A 17,172-nucleotide genomic window follows, 5' to 3' on the forward strand; every position below is an offset into this window, starting at 1 on the left:
GGCTTCCCGCACCTGCCACTATTCAAGGGCCGGTCCAGGCCCCGGGGTACACGGCAAGCACCTAAAACCTATCGACTTTTGAACAAGATCGCGATGTCCTGGAGCGTCCAGAAAATTGACACTGACACCGCCACCTGACAGGGCGGCGCCCGTAGCAGTACAAAAACAGAGACAAAAAAAGCCCTGCTCGCGCCGGGCTTCAACAACGATCAACTTAGTATCAGGTCACTCAGTTTTGCGTAGGCCACGCATGTTGCCTGCGAGGATCTTTTTGCGTAGACGCACGGACTTAGGCGTTACTTCAATCCACTCATCGTCGTCGATCCACTCGATACAACGCTCTAGGCTCATCTTTTTGATGCCGTAAAGGTTTGTCAAACCATCGGAGCTCGTGGTCCTGATGTTAGTCAGCTTTTTCGGTTTAATCGGATTGACGTTAAGGTCGTTGTCCTTAGCGCATTCACCGATGATCATACCTTCATAAACTTCCACACCCTCACCGATAAAGAGAACACCACGCTCCTGCACCGACGACAATGCATACTCGGTGGTTTTACCAGTACGATCGGCAATCAAACTACCGCACAGACGGTGCGCAATCAGCCCTACGTGTGGTCGGTAGCCCAGAGGTTCGGAGCTAATCAAGCCGCCGCCACGGGTAGCCGTTTTGTACATGGAGTTGGTACCTAAAATGCCACGTGTCGGGATTTCAAAGGTGAGCCTGACGCGTTGCTCTTCGTTACCAGTCACAGTTGCCGCCTCGTAGGCGAGGAGCACGCCTTTGCGCTGCTGATACATTTTGGTCACATCACCTGAGTAGGCCTCAGGTAGATCCAGAGTCAACTTCTCGAAAGGCTCGAGCTTGACGCCGTTTTCCGTACGCATCAACACGTTGGGACGGCCGACCATGAATTCGAAGCCCTCGCGGCGCATCTTCTCGATCAGGACGCCAAATTGCAACTCACCACGTCCAAGTACGTAGAACTGGTCTGGCACCTCTGTATCTTCAAGACGGAGTGCCACGTTGTTGCGCGTCTCGTTCAGCAGACGCTGACGCAACTCACGCGATTGGATAGCCTTGCCTTCTTTGCCCGAGTTAGGCGTGGTGTTGATGGAGAAGATCATGCGCATGGTTGGTTCTTCAACCTTAATGCGCTTAAGCGCCTTACCGTTGAGACCGCTTAGCGTGTCACCAATCTCCAAGTACTCGGATCCAGCGATGAGACCAATGTCACCCGCCTCGAGTTTATCAATCTCGATCTGCTTCATCCCGTCGTAGGACAGGAGCCGCGTGACCTGAAACTTCTTGATAACAGGCTCGCCCTTCTCGTTAACGCCGTGACGCAGCAGCTCCTGTGCTTTACGTACGGTGCCCATAGCCACACGCCCGAGTGCCAGAGTGCCAAGATACTCGGAGTAGGCAATGTTGGAGACGAGGAGCTGCACCTCTGCCGTTGGATCGGTTGCAGGCGCCGGAATTTTGATAATTTCGTCGTAGAGCGCCTTCAGGCTGCGATCGCCGCCACCCTCGAGGTACTGCGGGATGGCATTCTGATCACCGGTACACCAACCCTGACGCGCGCAAGCATAAATAATTGGGAATTCGCACTGCTCTTCCGAGGCACCGAGCTCCACAAATAGGTCGAAAGCCTTATCCACACACTCAGCAACAAGCGTGCTACCAACAGCCTCAGGACGGTCTACCTTATTGATGCAAAGGATAACCTTGAGGTTCTTCTCGATCGCCTTTTGCAATACAAAGCGCGTCTGCGGCAGCGGTCCCTCGACGGCGTCGACGAGCAAAATAGCACCGTCGACCATGTCCATGATCCGCTCAACCTCACCACCGAAGTCGGCGTGACCCGGGGTATCGACTACGTTTACTTTCACATCACCGAGCCAAAAACAGGCATTTTTAGCCGAGATGGTGATCCCCCGCTCCCGCTCTTGCGAGTCCGAGTCCATCATGCGATCGGCAGTATTTTCGTGCGCTTGGAACGTGCCCGCCTGTTTCAGCAGGTGGTCTACCAATGTCGTCTTGCCGTGGTCAACGTGGGCAATGATACAGATATTGCGTAAATGCTCGGACATGAGTTCCTCTATTAACTTGAATGGACGACAAAGTTGGGATCAGTGATCCAGGTCTGAACTATATAACGTGGACTAGACGCCGCCAGAACTTCATGGGGGTGAGTATAGCCGACGGGAAACACCACTGCGCGCCCCTGCCTCGGGCTGACTTTCAGATCCTGCTCCGGAAAATAAGTCTCACCACCAACTGGGACATCATTTAGGTACATCACTACCGTAGCAATTCTAAGCGCATTATGAGGTTCGACTGCAGTTTGTCCGTCGATGTGGAGGATGCAGGTATCACCCACATCATAACGACAGGCCACGTAGCCGTCGTCACTCCACTCATGATAGGTCCCGTGTGCTAGGTGCTCCGGCCTCTCAAAGTAGCGCGCCATCAGTGAGTTCACGACCCGACATACATCGCGCGATATGGGAAGCCAATCCGCCTCCTGCGAAATGTTCAGGTACGATCTCGTGCTGTAGTCTGGCTGTGGGTCTGGTGACACGCGCTTATCCTGGTCAAAGCGCTGTATGATACGCTCACAAAGGTCAGCCGGTACAGCTTGATCGTAAATCTTAACATGCTGAGGCACGGCTGGCTCCGCAATCTCTTCATTAGGGTCTGGCGGCCTCGCTCTTAGCACACTCGGGTTTGCCTCCCCAAGCCTTAAGTGCCGGCGCCTGCGGGGCGCGTTCGTCAGAAAACGCTAACCCCCAGGGAAGACTGAGTCTTTGGGCGGGATCAAGCAGATGCCGCTGGGACGGCATGAATAAAAAACCCGCCTTGGCGGCGGGTAGTTTGGTCAATGCGCTAGGATGAGGGATCATCCAGGTCTGTCGATGCCCTTTTTACCGCTGACACAGTCATCTTTCACTTTCAGCTCTTTCTTATCGTTAATCTCCCAGAGGTCCTTGAATTGGCAGTCTGCGGCGATAATGGAGTTCTTTGTGGCCGTAGCGGTGGCAATGAAATTAGCATCGGCGTTTTGCGTATCCGCGTCGTAGTTGTACCGTGGGTGTCCAGGTAGTTTCTTATCACTTCCCCAGAATCCAATTTCCTGCAAATTCTTGTTGTACTTATCTTGGTCGCCATAGTAGCTAAGCTCGAGCGTATAAATATGCGATAAGTTCGACTTAGCCTCCGACTGCTTAGCCTTAGCCTGGAAACTCTGGAACTTCGGTACCGCCAAAGCCGCAAGCACGCCTATGATCGCGACGACGATCATTAATTCAACCAAGCTGAAGCCTTGCTCTGCTTTTCTTGATTTTGCTCCGGTAAACATATCTGCCCCCTCCTATCGCGCTTAGACGCTAAGGTGCGTCACATAATTGGCGTCGGCAAATTAGGTGGGAAACTTTAGCCCGGCTTGAGGCTTGTTATTTTTATATAATAATTTTAATCATTTAACGGATGACTTCCGCATCCCGCCGCCATCCCCAACCTGAAAGGGTGTGCTCAAAATTGGGAACCTACACCAGGTTTTGGGATCCAAACTTTCGTCATCTATGTGGAAAGCGGGTGCGTAGCGCTCCCGTTTCCACTGATTTCGGGACCACAGGGCGAAAAACTTATTGAGGTAACCCGTCAGCACCTTGGGCTCGATTTGCGGGAAATCAAAGCGGAGCGTCGCCAAGATGTCGTCAGCCCCCAGATGATCACGCACCAAATAGCGCTCAATACGCTCAAGGATAGCGTAGGGCATGAGGTCATCCTCGTCACGTTGCGTGGCGCTGGGCGGCCTGAGCTCTGCCGTGGGTGCCTGCGCGTTGACGGCTGCCAAAGCCGCAATGTGTCCTAGGCCGTCCACGCAGCTGTGCTCGGCCCAGCGCAGCCATTCGCGGAGGAAAAGCTTATCAATCCCCGCGAGCGGTGCGAGGCCACCAGCTGTGTCACCGTCCATAGTCGCATAACCCACAGCCGCTTCACTGCGGTTACTAGTGGTAAGCAAAATGGACTGCCGCACATTCGCTATCAACCACGCCAGAGGGGCACGAGCACGCGCCTGGATATTTTGCAGACTGAGATCATCTGCAGCCCAGGTCAAAGGGCGTTGCAGTAAACCCTCAGCTGCCTTGACGTAAGCTTCCACCATCGGTTGAACGGAGGCGTCATACCATGTTGCTCCGAGTTCCTCGGCAAGTGCTTGCGCGGCGCTGTGAGTCACTGGACCACTGTGCGCTGTACTCTGGTAAATGCAGACCAAGGCAGATGCGATTAGCTCTTTAACACCCGTGCCTTGGTGAGGCTTGGGTAGGTGGAGACGCGCACAGGTTGCCTCAAGACCAAGGGCAGCGACCGAGGCCGCGAGCATCTGGGCCACGAGCACGGCACAGCAAGCAGAGTCACAGCCCCCACTGAGCGACACCACGTAGCCTTTACTCCGCGTCTTGCGCATGTAATCAAAAAGTCCGAGCATCTCGGCAAAAAGAAATTCCTCGTGACGCGTCAACGGCCGGTAGGAGCTAGTCGCACAGCGCGATACTTGCTGCGTCGACTTAGTCACGGCCGGTTGACCACTGCTGCGCCGGACGTCACGCGGGTCTCTGGCGACAACCTCTGCCCTGATTGCGTCATCGCCGCTAGCTGTGCCTGGACCTTTGGCCTCAGGCTCACGCACGGGCTTCCCCGTCAATTTATTCAGACTGGCCAGCTCAGGATTAATGTCACGACAGGTCAGCTCCCCATCGTGGAAACCAAAACGTGCCCCGCGTGTAACAATCTCACCAGCCTCAGCTATGAGGACGCCGCCGTCATAAATAATGCGACCAGCCTCTAGTCCGAGCAGGTTTGTGTAGACGTAACTAACACGTAGCGACCGACTACTGTTGGCTACGAGATGCTCTCGTTTTGCGTACTTGCTCAGAGCAAAATGGGAGGCGCTCGGATTAAGTACGAGTTGCACCGCGTCGGCATGAGCTGCCGATGCCGGCACACTGTCCCAGGCTTCTTCACAAATCTCGACAGCGACGCCGAGGCTACCAAAGCGGTACCGAATATCGCCCAGCGGCACGCGCTTGCCCGCCAGCACCGTATCGACCACTTTGCCAAAGGGCCACGGTCTAAACCAACGCGGCTCGTAATGGACGCCCTCGCGTGGCAGGACGCGCTTAGCATTAAGCCCGAGTATGGCACCGTCTTGTACCATGACGGCGCAGTTATAAAGCGCCCCGTAATATACGTGCGGCAAACCTAGGAGCACGGTGATACCGCGCGTGTGTGGCAGGATTTCGATCAGAGCCGCCTCGGCCGCAGCCGCCGTGGCCAGACTAAAAAAAGTATCTTCGCACCCGTAGCCCGTCAGGCAAAGTTCTGGCAGGCACAGGAGCTCGACCCCACCGGCCTTGGCCGACTCAATCAGGGTGATGATGCGATCTCGGTTACCGTTAAAATCAAGTGGTGTTTGATTTACTGTTGCGCCAGCAACCCGCAGCAGTTCCATGCCCGTCCCTCACTCTTTGGTCGCGCTCAGTCTTCAAGCTAGCATGGTTACTCACTGGAGACTATGCACCATCTCACCGCGCTCATGGGCGGCTGCCTCAGCCTGCCAGCGCCACGCTTGCACCAGATCGGACTCCGACAACGTCTCGCGATCATGGATGTCGGCTAAGGTTCTAGCGACGCGTAAACAGCGCATGACCGACCGATTGCTTGCTGAGCTCGGGATGACATCGTTCACCACACCAGCAAAATCCGTTGCCGCGAGGCCAGAGGCCTCTAGCAACGTGGTCGCAGGTAGGTCTCTGTTTACGCAACAACCGAACGCCCGGTTACGCTCATAGGCGCGCTGGCGCGCACGGCTGACTGCCGTCCTCATACGAGCCGTCACCGAGCCCGGCAACCGATGACTAAGTCCCAGCAACAGATCAGCAGAATTAGCCTGCGTCTCGGGCACATTGATATGGAGATCAATACGGTCAAGCAGCGGGCCCGAAAGGCGCTGACGGTAGGCGGCAATTTTGGTCTGACTGCAGTGGCACTCACGACGGCTGCTGCCGTACCAGCCGCACGGACAATTATTGCAGGCCGCCGCGAGCACAACCGCCGTCTGCCAGACAACGCGGTGCTTGGACCGAGCGACACAAACCGCACCAAGCTCGAGCGGCTCACGCAGAGCCTCGAGTAAATCGCGCCTAAATTCCGGTAGTTCATCGAGAAAGAGGACGCCCCCGTGGGCCAGAGCTAGCTCTCCGGGCTGATCGGCACTCCCGATGAGTGCCGCCGCGCTCGCTTGGTGGTGCGGCGCCCGATAGGGCGGTCGACCAGCTAATAACGCGGGCTGCAGACGCTCGCTCACCATGCTGTGGACGCGTAGGGTCTCGATCCGCTCAGACGGCTCTAGATCGGGCAAAATACTCGCTAGTCGGGATGCCAGCATCGATTTGCCCGTGCCTGGGACACCACGGAGCAGGAGACTATGCATTCCGGCACAGGCAGTGATCGCTGCAAGCTCCATCGCCGGACTCAATATCATGTCGTCAAAATTGGGTAGCTGCCCTGCGTCCAGTGATGGGTAATTAGTGGTAAATGTGGTCGTAGATCCGCGCCCAAACATCCAAGACAGAACCGCTCGCAGATCGCGAAAGCCCAGGACCTGCAGGCTAGCCGACGGTGCCAGGCGTGTCATGACGCTGATTTCCTGAGCGTTATCCGACGCCACCACAATACCGCGCAGGCCTTTGGCCATCGCCGCCACGGCAAAGGAGACGGCGCCCTTAACTGGGCGCAGCTCACCGGCGAGACCAAGCTCAGCGGCAAACAGCCACTCGTCGGGCTTGATGGCGGGCGGTGCTTCTCCAATTAATAAGGCTAGGCTGACGGCAATGGGCAAATCAAAGTGACTACCATCTGTTTTAAGATCGGCCGGAGTCAGATTGATCACCACCCGCTGCGGCGGGATCCAGAGGCCAAGTCCCTCCAGTGCCACGCGCGCCCTCTCTTTCCCGCTGCGGCAGACGTCCGAGGTGTTGCCAAGCAGTTGCATCCCGGCAAATCCCCGGGTAAAACCGCTCTCGACACGCATCAGGTTGGTGGCAGCAGCATCGCAAACTGCTGTATTCACTAACGTGGCGGCGATCGGTCGTGAATCCTGTCTGACACTAGCCTCAGTCATCGTCTTTCCTCCCTCAGTTGGTGGCACTCTGCTACGGATTGCGAGAGCGTTCCAACGACATGTCAAAGTCAGGTCGGATCTCGAGCCTAAGTGCAGAAAATATGATGGGAATCACCTGTCAGGGAGTTATCCTGATGGGACTAAGCGACCTCGGACGGAGCACCAACATGGCAACCACATGGACCCAGTACCCACTCGACGCCTGCCGCGCTGAACTCGGCCAGAGACTGCACAGCGCGCTGTTGCATCTGCTGCCAGATGGGGGTCAGCTCGATTTCACACCTGTCGCCATCGGCCGCCTCTTGGAGCAACCGCCCGAGCGCGAGCTGGGCGACTATGCGCTGCCGTGTTTCCGCTTTGCCAAAGACACGCGCAAGAAACCGCAGGAAGTCGCTGCCGCGTTGGCGGCTGCGCTTAAAGCTGAGGGCTGGCTGGCGCGTACTGCCGCCGTCGGTGCCTTTTTGAATATCTTTGTGAACCAGCAAAAACTAGCGGCCGCAGTGCTTCCCGGTATCGCCGATGGCAGTATGTTTCAGGCGCTCACGCAGATCGAGGCCAACCGCACCCAGCGCGTGATGATTGAGTTTTCCCAGCCCAATACCCACAAGGAATTCCATGTAGGTCACGGCCGTAACGTTTGCCTAGGCAATAGCCTCGTGCATCTCTTCCGCTACTGCGGCTACGAAGTCGTGAGCGCTAACTACTTCGGCGACGACGGTACCCATATTGCTACCGTGCTGTCCTACTTAACGCGTCATAAGCCCACCCCACCAAGCACCAAACGCGGCGAATGGCTGGGCCAAATTTATGTCGCTGCCAAACGCGAACTTGAAGCGGCGGATCCCGACACCAAGACACAGCTACTCGCCGCAATCTCCACCGTCCACCGGCAGATTGAGCAGCGTCAAGGTCAGGTCTACCAAGAGTGGCTGGCGACACGTCAGTGGTCGCTCGACGACTTTGCTGCTATCTACGAGTGGCTTAATGTTAAATTTGACGTGCTCTTTTACGAGTCCGAAGTATCTGAGGCAGCGCAGACCATTGTCGATCAATATTTAGAAAAAGGCGTATTCGCTCTGGATCAAGGCGCCGTCGGGGTAGATCTAAAACCATTCAAACTCGGCTTTTGTATCCTGCGCAAATCTGACGGCAACACGCTATACGCAACGAAAGACCTTGCCCTTGCTAAGCGTAAGTTCGAAGACTACGCGATTGATCGCAATGTCTATGTCGTCGCCGATGAGCAGAACCATCATTTCCGCCAAGTTTTCAGAGTGCTTGAGCTTATGGGGTTCCCCCAAGCTAAACAGTGCTTCCACTTAAGCTACGGCATGGTCGTGCTGCCCGAGGGAAAAATGTCGTCGCGCGACGGCACCGCTGTATCGTTTGTCAGCTTGCGCCAGATGATGCTTGAACATCTAGGCAAGATCCTGGCCAAGTACCAAGGTGAATGGCCCGATGCAGAGATCGAGGAGACCGCACACCGTCTTTGCGATGGCGCGATCAAATACGGCATGATTGCGACTGATCCAGTGAAAGAAATTGTGTTTAATCTTGAGGACTGGCTTAGCTTCGAGGGCAACTCCGGTCCATATCTGATGTACAGCTACACGCGCACGCGCTCGATCCTACGTAAAGCCAAAGAGCAAGGCTTGGCCCCTGATTTGACTTTAGCCACGAGTCAGCTGCAAATGGCATCAGAACATGAGCTCCTGCGTTATCTGTTCGACTTTAATCAAGTGGTCACCGCCGCATGTGAGCATTGCAAGCCAAGTATGTTGGCGACGCATCTCTTTTATATGTGCAAGTCGTTCAACCGCTTCTACGTCGATGCACCCATCTTGAAGGCCGATACACGCGAGCTAGCAGCAGCCAGACTCGCGCTGACGGCTGCATTTGGCGACGCTTTGAAACACGGATTGGCGCTACTAGGCATTACACCGCCCGAGCGCATGTGATCAGATGTAATCAGATGCGATTAGCGTGCAGCGATTTGCATTGTGGACTTGAGGAGCCGCTGGAGATCAGGCCGATCTCTGGCGGGTGCCATCTTGATCAGCTTGCGGTAACGCAGCACCAGCCCCAATTCCATGCGCCGCAGTGTCGATGCGCTTACCTTGTCGGTCAATTTAGTTGGCACCATCGTGCACAGCTTCACCAACTTTTCTGTCAGACCTAAACTGAGCGCGGTGCGATCTTCCGGTATGCCGCGGTTGCCGATGATGAGGCGCACCAAGTCGCGCGATGCCTGCTGATGATGATCGGCGTGTTGATCCCAATCGTGGTTGTCGTGGGGATGAGCCAGCGACCCAGTATAGGTTGCATAGGCGCGCATCTCAGCCTGGAGCGCTCGATTGAGCCGGTGAATATATTCGTTGGTGCGGAACGTCGTGGCCGACGAGTCGCCACCATCCAAAACGCCGGCGCTGATCTTCAGGCCGCCGGCACATCCGCATCCGACTGTTTGGAATATGATCATTGCGGGGGTCCTTACACTTAAGTCACATGAAATTGTTTATACAGGATCGGCCTCCAAAGTTAAACAACTAATGAAACGTTAATCATCAACTGCGGTCATTGACCGTTTCTTTACAAAAGTTAAACCATCCGCATGGTTAAGTCCGGCATGCCCATCCTCTAAACAGATGCCGCTAAATGTCTAATCGTTAGACGCATCGCACACGGCTAACCATCTGAAACCGCTATTTTAAAAACCTGGCCTGGGCTTTGCAACAATCCCTACAAAGACTCGCGCAACTCTCAAATCAGGGGATAGGGACCATGATCAACATCAACAAACATTCGATGGCCATCGCGGTGCTTGCTCTCACCGGACTTTCGTTCAGCTCCGGGGTAGCCGCCAACCCTCAAGCCGCACCGGCAGTTGAGCAGAAACCTCAAGAGCAACGCCAGTCTCTGCCGCTGCGCGTGGTTGATAAAACGCAGTTCTGCACGAGACTCACCCAGTCGTTCACTAATTTCGCGGCCTCCAACGGTCTCGACAAGATGCATACAGCCCTCCTTTCCACGGGCGCTACCGCCGAGGTGATGCAGGAGTTTCGCGCTGGTCGTGCCACCGATTTCATGAAGGTTGCTGAGATTCGCAACATCGCAAGGCTTCCTGCGGCGGAAAAGGACGAGGGCTACTTGGCTCTATCCGGCATGATTGGCGAAGCGATGGGCATCGGCAATAACATCACTCTAGCCCTCTCAACCGGCGAACTGCGCTACATCCCGAGCGCTCAGCGGGGTGTCGATATGGTGGTTGTGGCGCGCAACGGAGCGACTCTGACGCCACCGCGGGCCCAGAAAGTCATTGAAATCGCGCGCGGCTCACAAATCAAAATCCACATCCTTTGGGTCGGTGAAAACGAGAGCACGCAAGACGTTGAAGAAGCCCGTGCTCTCGCCTGGGTAGCCGCCAACACCGGCGGTGCTTTCGCTAATCTGGGTGGATCGGCCGGCGAAAATCCTTGCGCCGGGAAAAGCCTATAAACAAATATTTAATTAGACGAGGCTTTAGAGGAGATAGGCTTAGTCACAGAATAGAGTTCGGCGCCATCGCCCGCGACAAAGCGGGCGTTCACCATTTCAGGACTAAACTCCAGATCAAGGAATCCATGCGTACTGCGCGCGAACTTACTTGCTTCATGGGCCGGGTTCAGCGGTTGATTGAGATTAGCCCCGCCACCACCGGCAACGAAGATATCCATACGGCATCCCTCTGGGTGCAGGTGCTCCAAATGATGGGAATGACCGGACAGGTAAAAATCCGCACGGTCACATAGGTAAGGCCTCAGCCAAATACCGCGCAACCCTCCCTGATAATAAAAACCGCGGTCGCTCGAACTAGCAATCGGATGATGGGCCATGACTACAGTCCATTTGGTGTCGTCCTGAGACAGGTTGTCATGCATAAAATCAATGCCACAAAAGGCAGGGTTAAAGCACAACTCCGACACGTTTGAATCGAGCGCAACCAGCTTCACAAGGTTACCAAAATTAACGCTGTAAAAGCGGTTGGGCAGATACCAACGTGGTTCGACGAGCGTGTACTCAATCTGCGCGGATGGATTATCCTTGTAATCATGATTGCCGAGTACGGGATAAACCTTGGCCTGACCTAAACAGTCAGCTGCATAGGGACCTAGGACTTTTTCCTGCCACTGCTGATCGTGCACAGATGACACGCCGATCGGGTAAGCGTTGTCACCAAGTAGAAAAATGCCGTCAATACCACCGATTTCACGACAGCGTGCGTTCATAGCAGCGGCCACCTGGAGCTGCTCGGGTCCCCCAGTGCCAGTGTCACCAAGGGCAAAAAAGCGCATCGTCTGCTTTGCCGGAAGGTCAGCGTGCAGCGAACCCACGCGTACACGTGGCACTCGCAAAATTTCCTGCCGCAATTTTGCCGCGCCCACTAAGGTTGCCAGTAAAACAATGGCCCAAATCAAACGTCGTTTTGTCGTGCGCATAATGACCACCTACCCGATGAACAGCTAAGGCCTATTCTGCCACGGGTGGAGTTCCAGAGGAATTTCCATCGGGATTGCCCGAGTTATTTCCGCCGGTACTTCCAGCGGGACTCTTGCGTCGCCGCCCGCCGCGACCGCCGCGCCGCCGTGGCGCAGCCGGTGCCTCTGCTGCATCAGGGCTAGGCGCCACCGCGGCAGCCACATCGAGAGTTGGATCTGACGGAGACGGCGCCGGCACCGCCACAACGGCTGCCGGCTCCGGCTGCGTAGTGACCTCGACCACCGCTGCAGGACCCGTTGGCTCACGATGGGACTCCCCGCCGCCTGGAACTTCTGGACTTTGCTGATTATCCTGAGGTTTTGACCCCCCACGACGCCGTCCGCGTCGCCGCCGGGACCGGCCACCGCTGCCTGACGCCCGCGTGCCGCCCTCGACCTGAAGCGCTTCTTGGGCATCGCTGGGACCCGCGTCCTCTGATACCACCGGCAACTCCGCAGGAACTACCGCCCCTACCTCTGCTTGCTGTGGTTGAACAGAAGGCTGCGGTTCTGGTGCTACTGGGGGTGGTTGTATTCTCCGCCCAGGGAAATGACGCCAGTCGATGTAATGGACCTCGTCCGCATGGAGGATCAAATCCCGGTGTACCGACCTATCTTTGTCACACCATAATGTTAGCGTGGCTCCCGACTGCTTGGTAGCAATCACTGCTGGGATAAAATCACTGTCACCGGCAACTAGTACGGCATGTTGGATGTGCCCAGCGGCAGCGTGCTGTACCATATCGACGCTCAGTTGCACGTCGACTCGCTTCTGCGCAAACACCTCTTTGTCACCGTCGCGGCGACGCTCGAGCTTGCCGAGCCTTACTTGCCAGCGATCACATTGCTCTTGCAGTTCCGCCATAAAGCGCTCGTGAGCAGCCATACGGCGCAATTCTGCCTCCGTCGGTCGCTCCGACATCCAGGGCGGGCAGTAATAAAAGTAACAGCGCATCAGATCTAACTGTACGTTACGTCTAAGCGGTTTTAGGAGATACGCTGCCAGGTTTCGATAATCGGGGGTGAGGCGTGCATCCTGCACTTGCTTGAGCAGGTAGCCGCCGTCAATGAAAATTGCCGCTCGCATAGAGCTAAACTATCCTTCCTGAACGGCCCTAATGACGCGGAGCGAAGGTGACCTCTGGCGCTCTTTGCGGGCGCGCTGAGGAACTTTGCGTAAGCCGCCGCTCACGTGGGCCTGAACATCTGTCATCAGGCCAAATAACGTCCGGTTGATGATATCCACTTCTTGCCATAATCGCCGGGCCTGATATTTCGACTCTTCATCCAGAGGAACCACTTGAGCGGCTCCGTCTAGGGCACAGAAGTTTTGATAGGCTGCCTCGCGCTGGCTCATAAGAGCGAAAAAATCTTCACTCTCCACATCGAGTAACGATGCGAGTGCGGCACGCCCTTGGTTGAGATAAATTGCCAGCGCCTGGTGCACTCGGTCGTTAAAATCACGCATGCATACCCACCCGTCAAGCTAAATAAGTTTCCGCTTCCTTATTCGGTCGGTCGAAAACCCGCACAGCTTTACGGTTGCGGTCGGCAGCGGCCTCCCGCCTGAGCGGGCAAGCCACTGAATTCGTGGGCTAATCATCATCCTTGCAGGCTTTACGCTAGGCTACTGTTTTCCTTGCCTTCACCATCGTGCGCTCCGCCGCCGGGGCCGCCGTGACCGCGTTAGGGACGGGCAAGCTCGTGATCAGTAGCACAGACATCACAGCCATGGTGGCTCCACCAAACCATGCCACGACCTGCCACACGTTTTGGACGATGATCTGCGATGCTCCTAACCCAGTGAGCACAAGAAGACTCAGCATATGCGCCCAGGCATAGGGCCGCCCGTAGCGTCGCACCAGCCCGCTTGATACCCGTGGATTTCCCGTGCGTAACATGTGCCATCCAGTCGCCAGAAAAAGCCAGTCCGTTGGCCAGAACAGCATCAGATTAGCGTTATGCCAACCGTCCGGGTGCCCCGAGAAAAACCAGTTAAGCAGTAAAGTTGTACCCAAAAGACCGCTGATGAGCGCCCACCAACACGTAGCCACTCCGATCGCCCGGTAGGCCAAGATCTCGCGCCGCGGTCTTAGTACAAGCACAGCCACGGCAAACACCAGGCCCAGCGTCACCGGTAAGGTGAGAGCCAAGAAATCATTAAAGCGCGCCTTAAACACCTCGGGATGATCGAGTAATACCCGTTCATCACTCAGCAGCTTCTGCTGCGGGATGGGTTGCCCCTGGTCATCAAAGGCCGGCATAGTGAGTAGCCATCGACGCAAATTATGCGGCAAAAACATATCCTCCCAGGCAGAAATCGGGCGATCGATATTACTGTTCATCAGCACATCAAGCAGTGGAACAATAAACGGCGCGTAAGCTAGATTGCGCCTTACGTAGTCACGAAAGACGCGCTGGGTTGGCTGTGTTGCCAAACGTTGGTAAAGCTGATTGCCAAGAATATCGTTGAGATAATCTCGCGGTATCGTCGCACAGTTTTTATACCAATATTGGTAAGAAAATTGCCGATGCTCCGGAACCGCGTTCCAAGCAATTTTTGTCATGAGTTTATGTTTTTGCTGCGGGGTCAGATTGAGATGATCCATGACGACGCGACGGTCCATCTCGCCGTACAAGGCGACGTCGCGCTCGAAAGTTCTGACACCCATGCTGTAATCAAGCTGACCGCGAAAGAACTTCCATAAAAAACCAGGATCATCGAAGGAAAACTTACCCCAGTTGAACGCTACATCGGTGCCCTCGGCGCGGTTCACGACCCTGATGGCTGTATGTCCGAACCGGTCGTTCACCTCAAACCCTGGACCACCCGTCATCAGGTAGAAATCTAGATCGTTCATGTCCTGCGGAACTTGCGGCACATAGTAAATAGGTTTTGTTTGATTTTCCGCGGCTTGTGCTGGTCGACCCGCGACCGCCAGGAGGCTCACTCCTACACACCAGGCTATCAATGGCGCCAGTCCTAAATGCACGATGCCTCCCCAGTTAGCATTACAACAATCGTCAATAGATTAGCCACTCTCCGAGGCCAAAGCCAGTCTTCCCAGCACGGGAAATTCCCCATCAACATCAGTTGGTTAATCACATCACCGCAGACCACCTCGGTGGCATGGGGCTTGCTCCCTAGGTAGGGCGCCTTTGGGCGCTGCGCTGAGGAATAAGGAATACCCCGATGATCGATGGTGATGTCAATCCAATACCCCCAAACCAGGCCCTACCCAGCCAGGTCGACAAAATCATCACGCTGCAACCCTATATCGGCACCGCTCATCGTCCGGGCAGCGACGCCATGGCTAAACGGTTAGTTGACTTAATCTTGGGCGGAGCAATTCTCCTTGCTGCTCTCCCCGTCATGCTAGCGCTGATCGTAGCGATTAAAGCCAATGCGGCCGGTCCAATTTTTTTCGTACAACGGCGCGTCGGTCAGGGCGGCAAAATTTTCAAACTCTACAAGTTCCGCAGCATGATCACCGATGCCGACGCCATCAAATCATCGCTGCAGCTTTTTAACGAAAAAGATGGGCCCATCTTCAAAATGAAGTCGGACCCTCGCATCACGAGCGTCGGGAGGTTTATGCGCCGCCACAGTCTCGACGAGCTACCGCAATTGTTTAATGTGATCACCGGAGACATGAGCCTGGTCGGTCCCCGTCCGCCCTTGCCTGAGGAAGTCCTCAACTACGAATCGTGGCACCTGCGGCGGCTCGCTGTGAAACCCGGCCTAACCTGCACTTGGCAAATATCGGGACGGAGTCATTTGAGTTTTGACGAATGGATGAAACTCGACATTGCCTACATCGAACAGTGGAGTTTAGGTTTAGACCTCACTCTAATTTGGAAGACCATTCGCGTTGTGATCAATGCCGACGGTGCTTATTGATCCTCAGTCTAAATACTGAGGACAGCACCTAATGGCTGTAGCTCAATCCCAAAGTAACGTGACTCACCTCGCCGCGACGTCGGACGTACTCGGGATCGAGGGCAAGCGCCAAACGTCCCGTCGCATTTAATGCCCAAAATTCGTTGAACGGAATTTTGACGGCGCCCTCAGCTAATAACAAGCCCGTTTGGTCTGCGTCAGCACCACCCATGCGGGGCGTCATGAACACGAGATAATAGTCGCCATTTAGTGTCACATCCCAGCCATTGGCTAACTGCCGGCGCCAACCCATGCCGGCGCCAACGAGTGTCGTAACTTCATAAGTGTCATATTCAGGATTGGGCTGCGGCTGATTAAAATACTGAACCGGTAGTCTTAGCGTGATTTCATCAGTAGAGGATTCCACGAACGGCCATTTAAAAAGCAATTGGTCCCATTCATGGGGCGCATAATATTCTTCCTTGCGCAATTCGATGTGAAATTCAGCGTACCGGGTCAGCTTGCCTCCGATATAGATGGCATCGCGCATATATCCCGACGCATCGCTCGTCAGTGGCAACAGCAGTGCGAGTGGCCGTCGATACCCACCTAAAGTCAGCTGGCTCTGCCATTTGAGTGCTATGGTGCCACTCAGATCGCCGAAAATATTTGAGTCCCCTAAACTAAAGTACCCTATATGCGCTGCGAGTTTGTAAGAGGTAGACTTATTGAGAGTGAATCCAACGGACGCTTCGCTGGCGAGTTCCAGATCCTGCGTTAGGGCCAAATCTTCAATTTGATGACCAGCGACGCGGACGTCGATTAATCCATTATATGCGGCAAATGCTGTGTGCCGCAGATAGACGTCGCTGATGGCATGGGCTCCTGCCCCCGCTACCAACGTCCCATCAGATTTAGACGCGACCGCTATGGGATCCGACTGGGTTGATGGTTGACCCCTTAATTTATGGATTAAATCGTGGCCTCGTTGAACTTGGGATGCAAAACTTGGCCGATTGCGCCAACGACTTGCCGCGGTAAACTGAACATCGGCCGCGACGAGGTCACCTTGCCAAATCCAAGAATAGAGGAGTTCCGCCGTGACGTCGTCGTCGTCAGGTCTGAGCTTTAAGTAAGTTTGATAAATGTCTCGCCCCCGACCAAACTGCCCTTTGCGCGTCAGCGACCGTGCTAGCACAAGTAAGGCATCGGCGTTATTTGCGTAGCGGACATCATGCGCGTCTACTTGACGGAGCAAGTTATAATAATCACCAGCTTTAGCCTTAGCGATGAATGGATCCGCCTGACTCGCGCCAGTGAGCTTGACATCTAATGCCCGTGCAGCTGTTTGGTTTCCCGTCATACTTAGTAAAAATGCCTGCCACTGCACCACTTGCTCCTGCAAGGCTGGACACTGGAGTAGACTAGCACCCTCATTAGTGGCGGCGACACTCAGCACCTGGGCCGCCGCAACGTAGCTGTCCAAACTCTGGCGGCCACAGTTTAAAGGCGCCGCAAGCGCCGCCTCAGTAACGCCGCACACAAGGCCGCTGATTAGGAGAGTTCGCTGTAAAAAAACGCGTAAGATCAT

General features: G+C 55.2%; 15 protein-coding genes. 3 read left to right on the top strand and 12 right to left on the bottom strand.

The features are described 5' to 3' along the window. Positions 1-225: 225 nt before the first annotated feature. The 6 genes from FJ146_11655 to FJ146_11680 form a co-directional block, all read right to left on the bottom strand. A complete protein-coding gene (locus FJ146_11655) occupies positions 226-2,091 on the bottom strand; it encodes a GTP-binding protein (GenBank protein MBM4252618.1) in 1,866 nt (621 codons plus the stop codon). Positions 2,092-2,102: 11 nt separating this feature from the next. Next, positions 2,103-2,669: a hypothetical protein gene (locus tag FJ146_11660; protein MBM4252619.1), complete on the bottom strand. Its 567-nt coding sequence runs from the start codon at positions 2,667-2,669 to the stop codon at positions 2,103-2,105. 22 nt (positions 2,670-2,691) lie between these two features. Next, positions 2,692-2,904 (bottom strand): hypothetical protein, encoded by a 213-nt coding sequence (locus FJ146_11665; GenBank protein ID MBM4252620.1) that lies wholly within the window; start codon positions 2,902-2,904, stop codon positions 2,692-2,694. Next, positions 2,901-3,359 carry a type II secretion system protein gene (locus FJ146_11670; protein ID MBM4252621.1) on the bottom strand — a complete coding sequence of 153 codons (459 nt, stop codon included), beginning with the start codon at positions 3,357-3,359 and terminating at the stop codon, positions 2,901-2,903. The genes FJ146_11665 and FJ146_11670 overlap by 4 nt, the downstream gene beginning before the upstream one ends. A 117-nt stretch (positions 3,360-3,476) precedes the next feature. Beyond that, on the bottom strand, positions 3,477-5,516 hold the full coding sequence (locus tag FJ146_11675; GenBank protein MBM4252622.1) for an NAD+ synthetase: 2,040 nt from the start codon (positions 5,514-5,516) through the stop codon (positions 3,477-3,479). A 51-nt stretch (positions 5,517-5,567) separates the two neighbouring features. Next, positions 5,568-7,187 carry an ATP-binding protein gene (locus tag FJ146_11680; protein ID MBM4252623.1) on the bottom strand — a complete coding sequence of 540 codons (1,620 nt, stop codon included), beginning with the start codon at positions 7,185-7,187 and terminating at the stop codon, positions 5,568-5,570. Positions 7,188-7,246: 59 nt separating this feature from the next. On the opposite strand from FJ146_11680, the gene argS reads away from it, so the two are divergent. Then, complete coding sequence (gene argS, locus FJ146_11685; protein ID MBM4252624.1) at positions 7,247-9,145, top strand: arginine--tRNA ligase; 1,899 nt, start codon at positions 7,247-7,249, stop codon at positions 9,143-9,145. A 20-nt stretch (positions 9,146-9,165) separates the two neighbouring features. Here the strand turns inward: argS and FJ146_11690 are convergent, their stop codons facing one another. Next, positions 9,166-9,666 carry a hypothetical protein gene (locus FJ146_11690; GenBank protein MBM4252625.1) on the bottom strand — a complete coding sequence of 167 codons (501 nt, stop codon included), beginning with the start codon at positions 9,664-9,666 and terminating at the stop codon, positions 9,166-9,168. Between the two features lie 302 nt (positions 9,667-9,968). Between FJ146_11690 and FJ146_11695 the strand changes: the two genes are divergently transcribed. After that, positions 9,969-10,682, top strand: a complete 714-nt coding sequence (locus tag FJ146_11695) for a hypothetical protein (GenBank protein ID MBM4252626.1) — start codon at positions 9,969-9,971, stop codon at positions 10,680-10,682. 8 nt (positions 10,683-10,690) lie between these two features. On the opposite strand, the gene FJ146_11700 is transcribed toward FJ146_11695, so the two are convergent. The 4 genes from FJ146_11700 to FJ146_11715 form a co-directional block, all read right to left on the bottom strand. Beyond that, positions 10,691-11,662, bottom strand: a complete 972-nt coding sequence (locus FJ146_11700) for a hypothetical protein (protein ID MBM4252627.1) — start codon at positions 11,660-11,662, stop codon at positions 10,691-10,693. A 31-nt stretch (positions 11,663-11,693) separates the two neighbouring features. After that, complete coding sequence (locus FJ146_11705; protein ID MBM4252628.1) at positions 11,694-12,788, bottom strand: NYN domain-containing protein; 1,095 nt, start codon at positions 12,786-12,788, stop codon at positions 11,694-11,696. Positions 12,789-12,797: 9 nt separating this feature from the next. Beyond that, positions 12,798-13,169, bottom strand: a complete 372-nt coding sequence (locus FJ146_11710) for a hypothetical protein (GenBank protein ID MBM4252629.1) — start codon at positions 13,167-13,169, stop codon at positions 12,798-12,800. Positions 13,170-13,323: 154 nt separating this feature from the next. Beyond that, entirely contained in the window at positions 13,324-14,694 is a 1,371-nt protein-coding gene (locus FJ146_11715; protein ID MBM4252630.1) for a DUF4105 domain-containing protein, read from the bottom strand. Between the two features lie 200 nt (positions 14,695-14,894). Between FJ146_11715 and FJ146_11720 the strand changes: the two genes are divergently transcribed. Then, positions 14,895-15,602 (top strand): sugar transferase, encoded by a 708-nt coding sequence (locus FJ146_11720; protein ID MBM4252631.1) that lies wholly within the window; start codon positions 14,895-14,897, stop codon positions 15,600-15,602. A gap of 28 nt (positions 15,603-15,630) precedes the next feature. On the opposite strand, the gene FJ146_11725 is transcribed toward FJ146_11720, so the two are convergent. After that, positions 15,631-17,172 carry a hypothetical protein gene (locus tag FJ146_11725; protein MBM4252632.1) on the bottom strand — a complete coding sequence of 514 codons (1,542 nt, stop codon included), beginning with the start codon at positions 17,170-17,172 and terminating at the stop codon, positions 15,631-15,633.

The sequence above is a fragment of the Deltaproteobacteria bacterium genome (genome assembly GCA_016874735.1).
Classification (GTDB): Bacteria; Bdellovibrionota_B; Oligoflexia; order Oligoflexales; family CAIYRB01; genus CAIYRB01.